The sequence below is a fragment of the Oceanicoccus sagamiensis genome, from assembly GCF_002117105.1.
GTDB lineage: Bacteria > Pseudomonadota > Gammaproteobacteria > Pseudomonadales > Dasaniaceae > Oceanicoccus > Oceanicoccus sagamiensis.
Genome location: NZ_CP019343.1, coordinates 3,742,158 through 3,759,177 on the forward strand (window position 1 = coordinate 3,742,158; position 17,020 = coordinate 3,759,177).

Sequence of the window (17,020 nt, forward strand, 5' to 3'; positions counted from 1 at the left end):
TTATGGATCAGTCAGCGACACCCCCTGAACAAGAAACCCCTTATAGTCAGGCTTCGTCCCGTTACTATATGCTGGGTGTGCTGACCTTGATCTATGCGGTTAATTTTATTGACCGTCAATTGCTGGCTATTTTGCAAGAACCGATTAAAGCCGAATTGGGTTTATCGGATGGCCAGCTGGGTTTGTTGACCGGCTTTGCCTTTGCAGTATTTTATGTCACAGCCGGTATCCCCATTGCCAGTCTTGCCGATAAAGCCAACCGTAGAAATATTATTGCCAATGTCGTTGCGCTGTGGAGTGTGATGACCGCCGCCTGCGGTCTGGCACAAAATTATTGGCAGTTATTGGCTGCCCGTATTGGGGTTGGCGTTGGTGAGGCCGGTTGCAGTCCACCAGCACATTCCATGTTGTCCGATGTATTCCCCCCTTCATTTAGAGCGACAGCCTTGTCGATTTACTCCTCAGGGATTAATGTTGGTATCTTATTTGGTTTTTTATTAGGCGGTTGGCTCAATGAATTTTTTGGCTGGCGGGTCGCTTTTATTGTTGTTGGTTTGCCGGGTGTATTAATTGCTCTGTTAGTAAAGTTTTCAATCGCGGAACCTATTCGAGGCTTTTCTGAAGATAGGCAGGCGGCAGCCAAGGCCAAACCCAGTAAATTAAACGATGTGCTAAAACTAATTTGGTCGCGTCCCAGTTTGCGTCACTTGATGTTTGCCGGCTCCTTATCTGCGTTTAGTGGTTATAGCGTTACTAGTTGGATTGCCTCATATATTTTAAGAAATTATGAGATGGGTACCGGTGAGCTCGGTACATGGCTGGCGTTGACGATTGGCGTCTTTGGTGCAATCGGTACGCTATGCTCCGGGGTGATTGCTGACCGTTTGGGGCGGCGTGATCAGCGCTGGTATATGTGGTTGCCTGCCATTGCTTCGCTATTAGCTGCGCCGTTTTTTGCGTTGACCATGATGGCCTCTTCGGCGCAGGCTACGCTATTAATTAATATTGTCCCGATGATGTTATCCACAGTGTATGTGGGTAGTTGCGTCGCGATGATTCACGGTATGTTAAATATTAATATGCGCGCCACGGGGTCAGCGGTCTTTTATTTTATTCTGAATATTATTGGCCTGGGTTTAGGGCCTTATTCCGTTGGTCTGCTCAGTGATTATCTGCAGATTGATTACGGCGTTGATGGGCTGCGCTATGCCATGATGATTTTAATCTGCTCGGCCTGGCTGTGGTCTACGGTACATTATTATTGGGCATCAAAAACGCTAAAACAGGACCTGGCCAGAGTACCAGATTAATGGCTTGTTATAAGGGGTAGCTTATGAGTGCAGTGCGTATTTTATATTTACTATTAACCGTAGCGGGTTTAGTGATGCCCTGGTATTTCAATCTGCAATTTATGGCGCAGTATGGTGATGGCTTTAATCTCGATCAATTTATTGCCGATAGCAGTTTAAATGCCGCGTCCAAGTCTTTGGGTTGGGATTTGATGGTAGCTTGCATTGCTGGCCTATGCTGGATGTTTTTTGAGTCGAGAAGACTGGGGCTGCGTTTTTTCTGGGTTTATATTGTACTGACCTTTGGTGTGGCTTTTGCTTTTGCCTTCCCTTTATTTTTATTTGTCCGCCAGGGCAAGCTTGAAAGCATAGAACAAACAACTAACAGTTTATCTTAATAGAGGTTTTAGAATGTCTGACGAAAAAATGAAAGGTTATGAAGATGTAACCCTGTATACCTTAACCCCTGAGCGCGAGCAGGAGTTACTGGACAAGCAGATCGAGTGTAACTTTGTCTGGACCAACAAGGCGGGGCATGGCCTTGGCGTTATTATGAATTATATCGCCAAAGATGGTTCTATCTGGGTGACGGCTACCAGTCAGCGCGCTCGTATTAAAGCCCTAAAACGTGATCCACGGGCTTCTGTTGTTATCTCCAGTATGGGTACAGATATGGGCCCCGGTAAAACTATTACCTATATGGGCAAGGTCACTATCCACGAAGACCAGGAAACCAAAGATTGGTTCTATCCTGCTATGGCGGATATTATTTCTCCTTATCCGGCACCTACCCATGAAGCTGCTATGGAGCATTTGGACACCCCATTGCGTGTCGTTCTGGAACTGGTGCCTGAAAAAGCGATTAAGTTTGATGGTGATGCCTTATCCAGCACGTCCTATGATGGCAAGGTACCAGGTCAGGAAAAGTAACATTTTTTTGCTCCCGCCCATAGCGTGTAAAAAAGCGGGGGCAACTCTCTTGAGGCTAAATAATGATTTCTTATGTCACAGTAGGCACCAATGATTTTGCGCGTGCCGAAGGTTTTTTTAATGAGCTCTTAGTCGAGTTAAATGTGGCTCAGTCCATGAAAACTGATCGCATGATTTTTTGGGCTGATGAATCGCAAGGTGTAGGCTTTTCTGTGGTCAAGCCACTCGATGGTGAGCCTGCAACCGTTGGCAATGGGGTAATGATTGCGCTATCCGCCAAAGATAAAGACCAGGTGGACCGCGCCTATCATAAGGCTCTGTCATTAGGCGGTACCGATGAGGGTGAGCCCGGTATTCGCGGTCTTGGTTTTTATGTGGCGTATTTCAGGGATTTGGATGGTAATAAATTTAATATTTTCTGTGCCAAGCCTTAATGTTGCGTTTACTGTCAGTTGTCTGCCTTTTATTTTCGGCTTTCTCTTATAGCGAGATTAATAATCAAGCCATCGCCAACCCTGATCAGGATGGCGGTTGGTATTCCTATGGCCGCACCTATAGCGAACAACGTTTTAGCCCTGAGCGTGCCATTAATGACCAGACTGTCAGCAAGCTGTCGCTGGATTGGTCTCTAGAACTTCCCTCAATGAAATCTTTAAATGCCACTCCCTTAGTGGTGGATGGCGTGATGTATTTTTCTGGCACGCATTCAGTCGTGATTGCTGTCAATGCGTTAACCGGTGCTGAGCTGTGGCGCTATGACCCCAAAAGTCTGGCAGCCTTGCAGCAAAACCGCCGTCAGGAAACTATGATGTCCTGGGGGACCAGTAGGGGTATTGCCTTTTGGAAGGGGCGTGTTTTTGTTGGTACGGCCGATGGTCGCTTGATTGCTATTGATGCTAAAACGGGTGTGCCGGTCTGGGTGGTACAAACCACAGCCATTGATGGGCCTTTAGGCATTACCGGTGCCCCGAGAGTATTTAATGATACGGTAATTATTGGTAATGGCGGCTCTGAATTTGGTCCGGTCCGTGGTTATGTCACCGCCTACGATACCGAAACCGGTAAGCAGCGCTGGCGGTTTTATAGTGTACCCGGCAACCCCGCCGATGGTTTTGAAAATAAAGCCATGGCCATGGCCGCCAAAACCTGGAAAGGCGAGTGGTGGAAGCACGGTGGTGGCGGTACGGTTTGGAATGCCATTACCTATGACCCGGAGTATAACCGTGTTTATTTAGGCACCGGCAACGGCGCTCCCTGGAATCAAAAAATCCGCAGTCCCGGTGGTGGCGATAATTTATTTCTTTGCGCTATCGTCGCTTTGGATGCCGATACCGGTGAATATATCTGGCATTATCAAACCAACCCCGGTGAAACCTGGGATTATAATTCGGCTATGGACATTATGCTGGCGGATCTGGAGTTAGACCAGCAGCAGCGCAAGGTGATTATGCATGCACCTAAAAATGGATTTTTTTATGTTATCGATCGTGACAATGGCAAGGTTATTTCCGCAGAAAAATTTAGCAAAGTCACTTGGGCTGAACGTATCGATCTTACAACAGGGCGGCCGGTTGAAGACCCAAGTGCCCGCTATATGAGCGAACCGGCACTGGTATGGCCCAGCGGTTACGGTGCCCATAATTGGCATGCTATGTCCTATAGCCCGAACACCGGTCTGGTGTATATTCCTACTCAGGAAATCCCCAGCTTGTTTGATGATAGCGAGTTGGATTTAGAGCAATGGCAGAGCAGCATGTTCCGCTGGAGTGTGGGCACCAATAAAGTCACCGAGGATTTTCCCGCTGATATCGGCAGTAGCTCGCTACTGGCCTGGGACCCTGTCAAACAACAAAAAGCGTGGGAAAAACCTTTGCCCGGCGCCTGGAATGGCGGCACATTGGCGACTGCGGGTAATCTGGTTTTCCAGGGTACGGCGGCGGGGCACTTAGTTGCCTATCGCGCAGACAGCGGCAAAGAACTATGGCGTTTTCCTGTGGGTGTCGGTATCTCAGCGCCACCGATCAGTTATTCGATTAACGGTAAGCAATATATCTCGGTGCTCGCCGGTTGGGGTGGCGCAACCTATTTTGGTCTAAGTTTATTTGCCCAGCATGGCTGGGAATACGGCGTACATACGCGCCGTTTATTAACTTTTTCTTTGCAGGGCAGTGCCACGCTGCCGCCTTTTGCGGCGCCGCTAACGGCCTTGCAATATGTGGACAATCCCAAGCAAGTCATTGATGAGAAAAAAGCAGCAAGGGGTAAGTCTGCTTTTGCAGAAACCTGCTTTTATTGCCACGGCTATGGCATGGTTGCTGGAGGCGGCGCACCGGATTTACGGGCATCGACAATGGCCGCGAATAAAGCCTTATTTCAACAAATCGTCAAGGGGGGGTTATTACAGCAGCGGGGCATGCCAGCCTTTAGCGGTTTTAGTGATCAGCGTATAGATGATTTATATGAATATATTCGCTGGCGCGCGCGGGAGTCGGCTAACGCTAGCCGCGCTGTTCAACCGCAACCGTAATGGTTTTAAATAGCCACTGCCCCTCAACACGGATCAGCTTATCTTCGTAACGGCCAATAATGGTATGCATAGCGCCGGTATCCGTGGCGGTATAGGTCATCATAAAACGCCAGTTGGCGGTGGCATGGTCACCACTGACAGTAATGTTGGGGTTGCTAATCATATGGGCTGAGCGGGTAATACCCCCGGCGTCTCTAATACTGAACATATACTCGGCAATCGCTTGTTTGCCAATAACAGCGTCCTGATCAAGGCGATGCCAACTGCCTTGTTCCATAAATAATGCGGCGACCTGGTCACCGTCGTGGTCATTATCACAGGCATCGCAGTAGCGCGCTTTCAGTTGCGCAATGGCGTTGCTATCTATAAGGCTTTGCAATGTGTCCATGGATTATTCCGGCTGGGGTTTGACAAAGGCGATCAGTGCCGCAGTAACCGCGACATTTAAAGATTCAACACCATTATTCATGGGGATTGCCAGTTGTTGATCAGACAATTGGCTGACAGCTTGTGACACGCCATCGGTTTCATTACCCAGGACATAAATAATAGACTGCTCACACTGGTAGTCGAACAGCGAGTCTTTGGCATGGGAGGATAGGGTGCAGATTGTCGCCTGTTGTTGTTGAAATTGTTCCAGAGCTTGTTGCAAGGTCTCGCAGTGGATTAATGTTGCTTTAAATACTGTGCCAACACTGGCTTTGATCACCAGAGGTGATAATGCGGCGCAGCCTTTACGCGGGATAATGATGCCATCGATATGGCCGGCACTGGCTGAACGGATAATCATGCCCAGGTTTTGGGGGTTGGTGATGGAATCCAGTGCCAGTAATCGATAGGGCGTGTTGGTTTGCTGTTGCTGGATAAATTCGCTAACAGATTGGTGCTGGTCTAGCTGGATATCCGCTGCGACGCCCTGATCCTGTTTGCTATTGCGAGAAATTCTGGAGAGAGCCTGACGGTTATGCCATTGCACTTCAATGCCGCGTTGCTCCGCTAGCGAATTGATCTGTTCGATAATTCCGCCTGACTTGTTGCTGTCTGCCAGATGCAGTTTATAGATATTAATACTGTGGTCTTGCAGCGCTTCCAATACCGGTTTGCGACCATAAATGGTGAGCAGGTTGTCATAAAAAGCGCGTTTCTTTTTATATTCAGGGGAGTCTGTCATGGTGCTGGCCAAGGTGTATGTTAACCCTATGATAACAGCCCATGGCAGATGGATTAAGTCTGTGTTAAAAAAACTCTCAACCTGGCAGGGCTTGCAGAAATTCTTGTGTTGCCAGGCTAACCCGCTGTGATGCCCGTTTTAATTGACCGGCAATGGAGTCAATGTCCATCCCGCTAAGTGTGTCATTGGCATTAGCGGTAAACACCAATTCCGGTTCATGGCCGCAGCCAAATACAGGTACGGAAATAGTGCCAATATCGTAGTTAATATCTGGATCAATTTTATCGAGGTGGTACTGTTCTTGACAAAGTGCCTGCTGGAAATCCAGGTTATATTGCTTAATCGCTTGCTGTGAGCTTTTGTTGATGCTGTCCAGGCTCTGGCTCCAGGTGGATTCTGTGTCGGTTTTCAGGGTGACCTCATAGCCGCGTTTATGAATGGATATGACGGTTATCCTAATTTGTTGGTCGAGTGTTTCCTCGTAGCAACCTTGCGACTCATGAGCTTGTTCAATCCATTGCTGTAACTGATTACTGGCAGACCAAGCGATAAAGCAAGCCCCCAGTGGTGCAATATTGGGCAGGCGAAGACCTGTTTGTGCAGGCGGTGACAGAGGCAGCCTGTGTTGGGCGTGGACCAGAGTAACCAGGTTTGAGCTTGACCTGGCTATCGCAGAGCAGTCCATACTGAGTTCTTTGCTGAGAAGTTCCAATTCCTCTCTGGCAAAGGATAGCGACGGGTATTGAGAAAAGGCAGCATGACCCGCTGCGGCCATGGAGGGGCCCAGACGATAAGCCTTTGTCTTGCAGTCCTGATGCAGAAAACCATGGCTTTTCATGGTCGATAATATGGCGTGGCAGGTCGCTTTATTTAATTTAAGGCGCCGAGTCATATCAGAGAGGCCAAAGGTTTGCTGAGGGTTTGCCATCAATAGATCAATAATTGCCAAGGCCCTTGCGGTTGGCTTAGAGAATAGTGCCATATATGTGTCCTTTTAAGGTTAATTCTAATGGCGATTGCGCCGTTTAGATTCCTAAGGTTATTCTTACACTTAGGAAGATAAATTAAAAGGGTGGGATTAAAATAAATGGTACGATCGTACAGCTTATGTGAGCAGGAAGTGGGCTCGGGCGGTGGCAATAGGTTTATCCTCCTGAGATTGCCAGGCTGTGATAGCCACATTGGCAATTTTTCTGCCCTGCCTGACTACGGTGCAGCGAGCAAAGCTGTCGCAGTGGCGGCCTGGGCTGAGGTAATCAATTGAGAAATCCACCACTTTAGGAATGGTGAATTGTTTGGAAAACATCATCACATAGAGTGCGCCGGAGGTTTCCATAAACCCTCCCAGTACGCCGCCGTGAATGGCGGGCAAGGTTGGGTTACCGAGGTTGTCGTCTTTCTGAGGTAACTTAAAAATAAAGTCTTCACCAATGGCCAGGCCTTCGATGCCAATCAGGGTAGCGTAAGGAATATTGGCGATTAAGGCCGCCATATCTTTCTTGGCTATAGTCTCTGCCAGTTGTTGTTGCAGGGTTTCAGTCATTGAGGTTCTCTATCGAGTGCTGCACCATATCGGTATCAGCGACGTCTTTGGGTAATAGCATAAAGGTAGCAACGCAGTGGGCAATCGGTTGGTGTTCATCGTCCTGATAAGCAATACCTTTTGAGAAAACCACATTTTTAGTAATGCGATACACTTCGGCGCGTCCATAGATATCCAGATTAGGCTTGGCGGCCGACATATAATCAATGCGTAAATCCAGGGTGGGGGAGATACGGAACTCACCGAGAGCAATAGGTACTGACATACCGCAGGTGGTATCGAGTAAGGTGGTTAGCGCGCCGCCATGGATAACCCCGGTAGCTGGGTTGCCAACAATTTTTTTGGAATAGGGCAGCTTTGACGTCAGTTGTTTGCCCTCAACGCTATCGATGGTAATGCCCAGCACCTTGCAGTGCCTGATGGCGTCAAAAATCATTTGCATGACTTCGACTGTAAAGGGGGTTTTATCTGCCGTCATTGCCGTAGTCACAGTGGTTAAGTTGTCGGAGAGTTTAGGGAAGGATCAGTTTAAAACAGCCGCCACCGGTTTCACTGTTAGATAATTCTATCGCGCCTGTGCGGCCTTTGCAGTGATGAATGGAGGCAATTTGCTGTGAGAAAAACAAACCAAGGTTGGTGCTGCCGCTATTAAAGTCAATGCTGCGATTATCGTTGCTGATATGGTCGATAATGCCCTGTGGGTAGCCGCTGCCATTATCAAGAATGCTAATGGTTAAATACTGGTTGTTCTGCTCGACGGACAGGGTGATCGAGTCTTGGGTGTATTTGGCGCAATTCACCAGAATATTATTAATCACTCCGGCAATCAGGTTCTCATCAAAATAGCCGGTCATGTTCTCATCGCAATCAATGCTTACCTTGATATTGTTCACATCAAATAACAGCTGTTGGCTTTCTACTTGTTCTTCCAGAAAGTCAGCTATAAACACTTCCTGTAAATTAAGTGAGAGCTGTTCGTTTTGCAGACGATAAAGTCCCAACAAATAAATCAAGGCATTGTTGATACGAGAAGCTTCGCCGCGCAATATACTGTAGCTTCTACGGTGTTCCGGCCGCTCTTCAGTTGTTATATCAATGACCTCATCTAATGAGGTTAGCAGCATGCTTAAGGAGTTTTTGATGTCATGGACGGAGGACGCAAGTAGCATCGAAAAGTCGACGTTGTTTTCTTCGTTGTGCTCTGGCTTATTCGTCATTTAATAGAGCTCTTGTAGGGTGGATTGTAATCCACCGGTTTTCAGTAGCAGCTTCTGGTGGAATATAATCCACACTACAGGGATTTTTTGAGTTTGACTAAATGATCGCATAGCACTTTATAGCGCTCATACATCGGATTGTCTTCGCCAATATGTGCCAGTTTTTCTTTGGCCGAGCTACAGTGTTGTACCTGTGCTGCGGTGGCACCTTTGGCGGACATTTCGCGCACCAGTGCCAGCATCAGGTTGAGGTTAAGGCCAATATTATTGGGGTAGTGTTTTAGGGCCTGACTAAAGAGTTGAATCGCCTTCGAGTATTCTTTGCTGGCAAATAACTCTTTACCTTCCTGATTAAGCTGTACGGCTTTTTGTTTACCCAGTTTACTGAGTGGCTCGTCAGACAGTCGGTCAATCGCTTCTGAAATATCCGGGTTGTCTTCATGTTTTTCGGCCAGATCTTTCAGTATTTCTTTGGCTTTATCATGGTCCCCTACGGTTTTATAGGTTTGCGCCATATCAAGCATCAGTTGGGCAGACTTATTACTGGCCGCAGCCATTTTATCTTTGATGGTGGCCATTTTTTCTTGTGACTTGTCTTCGTGACCGGCACTGGCATAGACATTGGCTTGAATAATATCGGCCTGTAAGTCGACATTTTCATGGTCTTTGTATTTGCGCTTAACACTGCGCATGACTTCTTCGACTTCCTTCACCTTGCCTTTGGCAGCTTCGGGGTTGTCGCTGATTTCTGAATTCATACAGCGTGCTAATTTAAAGTGGTGTTCGGGGGTCTCGTAGACTGAGTTATTACCCAGACGAATTACTTTTTTACGTGACTTTTCGGCGCGCTCCCAGTCGTGGTTGTCTTCACTGAGTTCGGCCAGTTTTTCCTGTCGCATAATGGCATTTGGGGAGACATCAATGGCGCGCTCCAGAATGCGTTGGGCTTCTTCAATATCACCCTGGCGGGTTTTGATATCTGCCAGACAGTCATAGATTTCAAGGCATAAGCAGCCGTCGTCTGCCAGTTTGGTAAATAGCTCTTCAGCTTGATCAAGGTCGTTAAGCGCCATTAGGGATTTCCCCAGGCCTATTTGCGCCCATTCCAATTCCCGCTCTTCCAGAATATCTTCGTAGACTTTTTTGGCCTGTGAGAACTTATGCTTTTTATAAAAGCAGCTACTCATAATCCGCAGGCAGCGCTGCTCGTATTTGTCGTGCATATCAATACGCTGCTGACACAGCTCTATCGCCCGGTCGTAGTCGAGCAGGTCCATCGCATTATTGATTTCGTAGAGAGACTCTTTTTCCAGCACCATTCTATCGAGGCGTTTGCCTAATACACCCTGGGTAAAGGGCTTGGTAAGGTAGTCATCAGGTTGGTATTCCAGTGCGCCAAAGACCATATCTTTGGTGGTCTCGGCGGTAATCATCATATAGATGGTGGTGTTTTTTAGCAGGTTCTTAAAGCGCAGCTCTTCGAGAATCTGTTGGCCGTTCTTGTTATCTCCTAGATTATAATCAGCGAGGATAATGTCATAGGGCTTTTCTTCACACTTAAGAATAGCTTCCTCACCGTTGGAGGCAGTATCACAGGAAATCACCCCAAAGTTATCCAGCATACGGCGAATGGAGCCGCGCATATCCGGGAAGTCATCAATAACCAGAGCGGTCTTTTGTCGGTAAATTTTGATAACATCAATTTTTGTTATAGCCATAGGTCACTGCTTGTTGTTTTATTGGGCGCTCTGCTGGCCCTGAATTCATTATTTTGCTGGTAAAAGCATCGTTATATCAGTGATCAAGTATAGAAGAGTTTGGCCTTTTTGCAGAAGAATGGTCAGTTTTACAATAAGTTACCGTCGATAAGTGGAGAATATGTGAAGAAGCGATCAAATAGTGAAGTGGTTGCGGCTGAGTGGCGCAAAATTGCCTTTGCCACCGCCATGGTGAGCCGGATGACGGGTAACTATCGTTTGTTTTGCGAGTTAACTGAAGCTGGTGATAGTGCGGCCTTTGTTAATATAGTCAATCTTGTCTGGGAGTTTGCAGCCGGGCAAAACCAACGCATTGACTTCCAGAAGCAGCAGGAAAAGCTGGAGTTAATTACCCCGGACCCGGCAGCCTTTGATATGTATGGAGTTTGGCCGGCACTGGATGCGGCGGTGGCCTTGGCGGCTTTGCTCAGTGCCTGCGAGCGCTGGGACGAGTCTGAGCTGGATGCCATAGTGACTCTATCGATGTCTACCATTGACAATTATCTACAGGCTGTCGAGGCCACGGAAGGGGAGGCACACCCTCTGGTATTGGCTGAGCAGGCTTGCATTGAGCAGCTAAATGCCGTGATTGCGCAGGGGGGGAATCTCAGCCGGCCCCAGCTTATTGGTGCGTTAAAAGCAGCCGTTAAGGATTTTGAGGTGACTAATATCGGTTTGGAAGCATAAGCGATTGCGTCTTAAGTCCTAAGGTCTTTATAATGCACGGCTATGGTGCTTTATGGTTTTTCGGGCAGGCAGGTTGCTTGTTTTGGCTGGCTATCAAAGCTAATTTTTTACATTAAAAGAATAATATAAGTCATTGATTTTTAAATAACTAACAATATTTAATCTTTGTGCTTCATACCTAGGGGGAACATATGCGTTTTGTCTCATCACGTCTGGCGGTGTTGTTAACTGCTTTTTTAGCATCCGGGCTTACACTCGCCGATGATGGTTTGAGTGGGGCTAATACAGCCTGGATACTCACATCTACAGCGCTGGTGCTGTTTATGACCTTGCCTGGCCTGGCGTTGTTCTATGGCGGTCTGGTTCGCTCTAAGAACGTTTTAAGCATCTTAATGCAGTGCTTTGCTATTGCCTGTATTGCGTCGATTTTATGGTTTGTGGTGGGTTATGCCATCGCCTTTGGTGAAGGTGGCGACTATATCGGTAGCCTGGACAAGATGTTCCTCGCTGGTGTGATGGAGAGTTCCTTAAGCGGTGACCTGCCTGAAACCGTCTTTGTGATGTTCCAGATGACCTTTGCCGTTATTACCCCTGCACTGATTATTGGTGGTTTTGCCGAGCGAATGAAGTTTTCCGCGGTGATGATCTTCTCTGCGCTTTGGTTATTGGTGGTCTATGCACCGGTAACACACTGGGTATGGGGCGGCGGCTGGTTAGGCCAGATGGGCCTGCTGGATTTTGCTGGCGGTACCGTGGTGCATATCACGGCAGGTGTTGCGGCGCTGGTTGCAGCGCTGGTGCTGGGCAACCGCAGAGGCTTTGGCGAGACGGCTATGCCACCACATAATATGACCATGACAATTACCGGTGCCGGTATGCTGTGGGTAGGTTGGTTTGGTTTTAACGCAGGTAGCGCTCTGGCTGCTAATGGCGATGCAGGTATGGCCATGCTGGTAACGCATCTTTCTGCGGCCACCGGTGCGTTTACCTGGTTATGTATTGAGTGGATCAAGTACGGCAAGCCCAGTGCGCTGGGTGCGGTAACCGGTATGGTTGCGGGTCTGGGTACCATTACCCCGGCTTCCGGTTTTGTAGGCCCAGCTGGCGCTATTGTGATTGGTTTTAGCGCGGGTATTGTTTGTTTCTATGCCACCCTGACCATCAAGCAGAAGTGGAAAATCGATGATTCTCTGGATGTTTTCCCGGTGCACGGTGTTGGTGGTATTCTGGGTACGTTTATGGCCGGTATCTTTGCCAGCTCTGAGTTGGGTATCTTTAGCGGACAGGGTTTGGCTGAGGGTGTTAGCATTGCCCAGCAGCTGGGTGTTCAGCTTACCGGTATTGGCGCCACCTTTGTTTATACGGCAATAGTGACTTATATCCTGCTTAAAGTAGTGGGTGCTATGGTCGGTTTGCGGGTCTCTGAAGATGAAGAGACCGAGGGTCTTGATGTGGTCTCTCACAATGAGCGTGGTTATGACCTTTAAGCGCTAATTGCTATCGCAAAAGCCCAGCTTAGTCTGGGCTTTTTTGTGCCCGATCGATCAGTGATTAACTGACTAAAAATGTCATGCCAGGGGCTTAAGTTTTGGCCCTTTCTGCCGATACAGGGCTTAATTGATTATGTGTTTCAATGGCAGCGCTTTAAAGCAGGTCCCGCTATGAATATTCCAGCTTTGCTCAACTCCTCTCTCTCCGGTTTACTCTTTCCACCCATGCCCGCTGGTAAAGCCGCAGCTACTGATGACAAGCTGCCGGCAGGGTCGTTACAGAACGATGTGATTGCGCTCTCAGCTACCGGTCAGGGCTTACTAAACAGTGAGCAGCAGGCAAAAAAAGTTGCACCAGCCTATCAGTTGGTTGCCGTTAATGAACGGCCGACACCGCAACAAAGTGCTGATGTCATCTTGGGTTTTATGACCGATCGGCTACAAGCTATGGCCGATGAAGGTGCTGAGCCCGCCTTATTGGAGAGTGCCTTTCAGCAGGCCGCTAAAGGCTTCCAGCAGGGGCTGGCAGAGGCTAAGGATATTCTCCAGGGTTTGCAGGCCATGGATCAAGACATCGCTGCGGGTATTGATACCACGGAGCAGTTGGTGAGCGATGGTCTGGAGCAGCTAAAGCAGCAACTATTGGGTAGTGATGCAAGCCCTAAAGAGACACCCGCTGAAGTGATTTCCACGAGCCGTAAGGTAGTTGCGGCTTATCGTGAGCAAAGCACTATTAGCAGTAGTCGCTATAGTCAATCTGGTATTGATGGCTCTTCATCGCTGCGAGGCACAGCGGCGGCTTATGCGGATAGCTATCGCCGCAATGACTCCGTTGAGCTGAGCCTGAAAACTCAGGATGGTGATCTGGTGACACTGAGTTTTAGTTCTGCGCTGGCATCCGATAGCTCTGCTGCGGCTGTTGGGCGGGGCGGGCAGGCCGCTTTAGCCTACGAGCGTAATAGCAGCTTCTCTTCCAGCTTTAATCTGTCAGTACAAGGCGAATTGGATGCGGGTGAAAGGAAGGCCTTAAATGGGCTATTGGAGCAGGTCTCGGCCTTATCGGATGAGTTTTTTAATGGTGACTTCGACAGAGCCTTTGCGATGGCAATGGATTTTGAGATGGATAGCAGTGAGTTTTCAGCGATGTCGCTGGATATTGGCCGTAGCACCAGTGCTGCCATGGTTGAGAGCTATACGGCAAGTGTTGGTGCCGATGCTGCCGTTGCCGGTTTAACTGGGTTGTCAGACAATGTCGAGCAGTTGCTGGCAATGCTGGAGAATGCCAGTAATTTTGCTGACCCTAAGCTATTGCTAATGGATTTAATCGCCAATGAAATGGCCCAGCAGTTACTGTAAAATACGCGCTTTTATTACTATGTCTTGTTTATGAAAGAACTGATTTTATACAGTACCGTTGGCTGTCATCTCTGTGAGCTGGCGCTGGAACTGATAGAGCCCTTGCTAGATGCCCAGACCGTTATTGTCGAAGTGGATATCAGTGATGCAGACGAATTGATGGAGCGCTACGGTATCCGTATCCCTGTGGTAGCCCGCGCTGATAATGGCGCTGAAATCGGTTGGCCCTTTGATCAGCAACAGTTTCTGGCGTTTCTTGCCTAATCGTTTAAAGCAAAAAAACGGATCGCATTGTTGCTGGTAGCCTGGGCAATCTGCTCCAGGCTTTCCCTGCGGTGCCTGCTGATTTCCTGTAGCACATAGGGCAGGGTGCAGGGTTCATTGCGGCGACTGGAGGCCAGCTTGGGTTTGGGTTTTACTCTGGGTATAAGATAGGGGGCATCCGTCTCGATCATCAGCCGATTTAACGGGATATCTCCCACAAAGTTATGCAGATGGTGGCCCCGCCGCTCATCGCAAATCCAGCCGGTAATGCCGATATAAAGGTCTAAATCCAGATAGCGAAAAGCTTCGCGTTTATCCCCGGTAAAGCAATGAATCACTGCGGCTGGGATTTGATCCCGATAGCTGGCAATAATTTCCCATTGCTCTTTATGGGCATCGCGCTCATGCAAAAACAGAGGTAGCTGCTGCTCAATGGCTATTTCAATCTGTTGCTCAAAGGCCGCTATCTGCTGCTCTTTACTGGAAAACATACGGTTAAAATCCAGCCCGCATTCCCCGATCGCTTTGACGCTGGGATGTTGGCTAAGGGCCAGAATATCGGGCCGGGAGCTACTGCTAAAGTCCTTGGCATCGTGGGGATGGATACCGGCGGTGGCATAGAGCAGGCCGGGGTATTGCTCTGCCAGTTGGGTTGCTTCAGCGCTGCTTTTGACGCAGGTGCCAGTGATGACGATATGCTGAACCCCCTGTTCCGAGGCCCGTTGCAGCACCTCCTCCAGATCGTCTCTAAAGGCCTTGTTGGTGAGGTTGGCGCCAATATCTATCAACGGTAATTGCATAAATTGTCCGGCTCAGTGGTGGCTATCGGGGCGCCAAGCTTATAGCGATTCAAGGTTTTGTGCCAGAGGCCGCTGTATTAAGCTAAGCCTTTGTTTATTATTGCTTTAATGCTCTGTTAATAGCGATGTATGTTTCTATTTATAAGCTACACTTAGTCAGATAGATGGCGTATACGTTTGATAAGAGGCAGGGTTGGCCTCTTTAGTGAGTGCCATGCTCTACGGAAGCATTCTAATTATCGATAGAGTTGTTTGTATGGCCAGTATTCTTGATAGTGTCGATCAGCGTACCAAGCTGGTAGGTCAAAACCGTTTAGAGTTGTTGACCTTCCGTCTGCGTGGTTCCCAGCTGTTTGCTATTAATGTCTTTAAAGTGCAGGAAGTGCAGCAGCTGCCCAAGCTGAATATACTGCCCCAGAGTGACCCGGTCGTTGTCGGTGTAACCACGGTGCGCGGCTCCACTATTCCGGTGATCGATCTTAGCAGTGCCATTGGTCGCTCTCCTATCAGTCAGGATGAAAGTGCCAATATTATTGTCACGGAATATAACCGCTCTGTGCAGGCCTTTTTGGTGGGCGGTGTTGATCGCATTGTTAACCTTAACTGGGAAGATATTTTACCGCCACCGGCCGCCTCAGGTCGCAGCCACTTTTTAACCGCTATTACCCGGCTGGAAGAAAAGATTGTTGAAATTATTGATGTTGAAAAGGTCCTGTCACAGGTGGTGCCTTTTGAATCCAATATCTCGGAAGATTTACTGGACAGTACGCTCTATGAGCATGCGCAGAATATGGAAGTGCTATTGGTTGATGATTCTAATGTTGCCATCGAGCAAGCTAAAGGTGCACTGCAACAGCTAGGGCTAAAAGTGATTGTTGAAACCGATGGTATGAAAGCCTGGAACCGTTTGAAATCCTGGCGTGATGAAGGCCTCGATGTACCAAACAAGTTATTGATGGTGATTACCGATGCCGAGATGCCAGAAATGGACGGCTATCGTCTAACCACAGAAATTCGCAAAGACCCCGCCTTAAAAGATTTATTTGTTGTGCTGCATACCTCACTCAGCGGCAGCTTTAATAAAGCCATGGTCGAGAAGGTGGGCTGTGATGGTTTTCTGTCCAAGTTTCAGCCTGAGGCACTGGCAGAAGTGGTTCAAAACCGTATTCGTGATCGCATCAACTCCTAAGCGTTATTCTTTATGCAAGTAAGCTCGCTGGCTATTTACCCGGTTAAATCGATGGCGGGTATTGCCCTGTCTACTATGTCGATTGCCAGTTTGGGGCCGGCATGGGATCGCCGCTGGATGGTGGTTGATGACAGTGGTCAGTTTCTAACGCAGCGGCAATTAGCCAAAATGTGTTTGATCTCCGCCACAGTGGATGCTGGGCAGTTAACGCTGTCTTGTGAGGGGCAGACTGCGATAACCGTTGAACATACTCCCGTTAGGCAACGCTCGGTGGTGGTGTGGGCTGATACGGTTGAGGCAGAAGATTGTGGCGATAAAGTAGCTGATTGGTTGTCCATGGTTTTGCAGTGTTCTTGTCGGCTGGTTTTTATGCCAGAACATACTCAACGTTGGGTAGATACTGATTTCGCCAAGCAGCAAGAGACTGTCAGTTTTGCCGATGGCTTCCCCTTTTTATTAATGTCAGCAGCCTCCCTGGAAAGTTTTAATCAGCACCTTGATCAGCCGGTTAGCAGTTACCGCTTTCGGCCCAATATTGTTGTGTCAGGTTGTGAGGCTTTTGCTGAAGATGGCTGGCAGCGGATTCGTATTGGGGAGATTGAATTTTCTGTCGTTAAACCCTGTTCACGCTGCGTCATTCCCTCTATTGACCCGGCTACCGGGCTTAAGCAGGTTGAGGTTTCTAAAGCGCTGGCAAGCCATCGTCGCCGGGATGGTGCAGTCTATTTTGGGCAGAATTTATTGCATCGTGGCCATGGTGAGATTGGTGTCGGGGATTCGGTTGAGGCGTTGTAGCTTAT

Annotated in this window: 19 protein-coding genes; 11 read left to right on the forward strand and 8 right to left on the reverse strand. The window is 48.4% G+C overall.

Annotated features, from left to right (window positions below; genetic code table 11):
• Positions 1-2 precede the first annotated feature (2 nt).
• The 5 genes from BST96_RS16980 (at position 3) to BST96_RS17000 (ending at position 4,746) form a co-directional block, all read left to right on the forward strand.
• A complete protein-coding gene (locus BST96_RS16980; protein ID WP_085759843.1) occupies positions 3-1,310 on the forward strand; it encodes a spinster family MFS transporter in 1,308 nt (435 codons plus the stop codon).
• A gap of 23 nt (positions 1,311-1,333) precedes the next feature.
• A complete protein-coding gene (locus BST96_RS16985) occupies positions 1,334-1,687 on the forward strand; it encodes a DUF2834 domain-containing protein (protein WP_085759844.1) in 354 nt (117 codons plus the stop codon).
• 13 nt (positions 1,688-1,700) lie between these two features.
• On the forward strand, positions 1,701-2,219 hold the full coding sequence (locus tag BST96_RS16990; RefSeq protein WP_240554828.1) for a pyridoxamine 5'-phosphate oxidase family protein: 519 nt from the start codon (positions 1,701-1,703) through the stop codon (positions 2,217-2,219).
• A gap of 62 nt (positions 2,220-2,281) precedes the next feature.
• Positions 2,282-2,653, forward strand: a complete 372-nt coding sequence (locus tag BST96_RS16995; protein WP_085759845.1) for a VOC family protein — start codon at positions 2,282-2,284, stop codon at positions 2,651-2,653.
• The gene (locus BST96_RS17000; RefSeq protein WP_085759846.1) at positions 2,653-4,746 is read left to right on the forward strand and encodes a PQQ-dependent dehydrogenase, methanol/ethanol family; all 2,094 of its coding nucleotides are present in this window, start codon (positions 2,653-2,655) and stop codon (positions 4,744-4,746) included. Before BST96_RS16995 ends, BST96_RS17000 begins: the two co-directional genes overlap by 1 nt.
• On the opposite strand, the gene BST96_RS17005 is transcribed toward BST96_RS17000, so the two are convergent.
• The 7 genes from BST96_RS17005 to BST96_RS17035 all read right to left on the reverse strand — a co-directional run bounded on the left by BST96_RS17005 (position 4,718) and on the right by BST96_RS17035 (position 10,395).
• Positions 4,718-5,134, reverse strand: coding sequence for a nuclear transport factor 2 family protein (locus BST96_RS17005; RefSeq protein ID WP_085759847.1), 417 nt, complete (start codon positions 5,132-5,134; stop codon positions 4,718-4,720). The two genes, BST96_RS17000 and BST96_RS17005, sit on opposite strands and share 29 nt — an antisense overlap.
• Before the next feature lie 3 nt (positions 5,135-5,137).
• Entirely contained in the window at positions 5,138-5,917 is a 780-nt protein-coding gene (locus tag BST96_RS17010) for a TrmH family RNA methyltransferase (protein WP_085759848.1), read from the reverse strand.
• Between the two features lie 76 nt (positions 5,918-5,993).
• Positions 5,994-6,899, reverse strand: coding sequence for a helix-turn-helix domain-containing protein (locus BST96_RS17015; RefSeq protein WP_085759849.1), 906 nt, complete (start codon positions 6,897-6,899; stop codon positions 5,994-5,996).
• Positions 6,900-7,022: 123 nt separating this feature from the next.
• Entirely contained in the window at positions 7,023-7,460 is a 438-nt protein-coding gene (locus BST96_RS17020; RefSeq protein ID WP_085759850.1) for a PaaI family thioesterase, read from the reverse strand.
• Entirely contained in the window at positions 7,453-7,938 is a 486-nt protein-coding gene (locus BST96_RS17025) for a PaaI family thioesterase (protein WP_206045360.1), read from the reverse strand. The genes BST96_RS17020 and BST96_RS17025 overlap by 8 nt, the downstream gene beginning before the upstream one ends.
• Positions 7,939-7,972: 34 nt before the next feature.
• Positions 7,973-8,677 (reverse strand): sensor histidine kinase, encoded by a 705-nt coding sequence (locus tag BST96_RS17030; protein ID WP_240554829.1) that lies wholly within the window; start codon positions 8,675-8,677, stop codon positions 7,973-7,975.
• Between the two features lie 74 nt (positions 8,678-8,751).
• Positions 8,752-10,395: a tetratricopeptide repeat-containing response regulator gene (locus tag BST96_RS17035; RefSeq protein ID WP_085759851.1), complete on the reverse strand. Its 1,644-nt coding sequence runs from the start codon at positions 10,393-10,395 to the stop codon at positions 8,752-8,754.
• Positions 10,396-10,557: 162 nt separating this feature from the next.
• On the opposite strand from BST96_RS17035, the gene BST96_RS17040 reads away from it, so the two are divergent.
• The 4 genes from BST96_RS17040 to BST96_RS17055 all read left to right on the forward strand — a co-directional run bounded on the left by BST96_RS17040 (position 10,558) and on the right by BST96_RS17055 (position 14,231).
• A complete protein-coding gene (locus BST96_RS17040; protein ID WP_085759852.1) occupies positions 10,558-11,121 on the forward strand; it encodes a DUF416 family protein in 564 nt (187 codons plus the stop codon).
• Between the two features lie 191 nt (positions 11,122-11,312).
• Positions 11,313-12,608: an ammonium transporter gene (locus tag BST96_RS17045; protein WP_085759853.1), complete on the forward strand. Its 1,296-nt coding sequence runs from the start codon at positions 11,313-11,315 to the stop codon at positions 12,606-12,608.
• A 78-nt stretch (positions 12,609-12,686) separates the two neighbouring features.
• Entirely contained in the window at positions 12,687-13,967 is a 1,281-nt protein-coding gene (locus BST96_RS17050; protein WP_085759854.1) for a DUF5610 domain-containing protein, read from the forward strand.
• Between the two features lie 30 nt (positions 13,968-13,997).
• Positions 13,998-14,231: a glutaredoxin family protein gene (locus tag BST96_RS17055; RefSeq protein WP_085760578.1), complete on the forward strand. Its 234-nt coding sequence runs from the start codon at positions 13,998-14,000 to the stop codon at positions 14,229-14,231.
• Here the strand turns inward: BST96_RS17055 and BST96_RS17060 are convergent.
• Positions 14,228-15,031, reverse strand: a complete 804-nt coding sequence (locus BST96_RS17060; RefSeq protein WP_085759855.1) for a TatD family hydrolase — start codon at positions 15,029-15,031, stop codon at positions 14,228-14,230. The genes BST96_RS17055 and BST96_RS17060 overlap by 4 nt on opposite strands.
• Positions 15,032-15,287: 256 nt before the next feature.
• On the opposite strand from BST96_RS17060, the gene BST96_RS17065 reads away from it, so the two are divergent.
• Both BST96_RS17065 and BST96_RS17070 read left to right on the forward strand, forming a co-directional pair.
• Complete coding sequence (locus BST96_RS17065) at positions 15,288-16,220, forward strand: chemotaxis protein CheV (RefSeq protein ID WP_085759856.1); 933 nt, start codon at positions 15,288-15,290, stop codon at positions 16,218-16,220.
• Between the two features lie 12 nt (positions 16,221-16,232).
• Positions 16,233-17,015: an MOSC domain-containing protein gene (locus BST96_RS17070; protein ID WP_085759857.1), complete on the forward strand. Its 783-nt coding sequence runs from the start codon at positions 16,233-16,235 to the stop codon at positions 17,013-17,015.
• Positions 17,016-17,020: the final 5 nt, after the last annotated feature.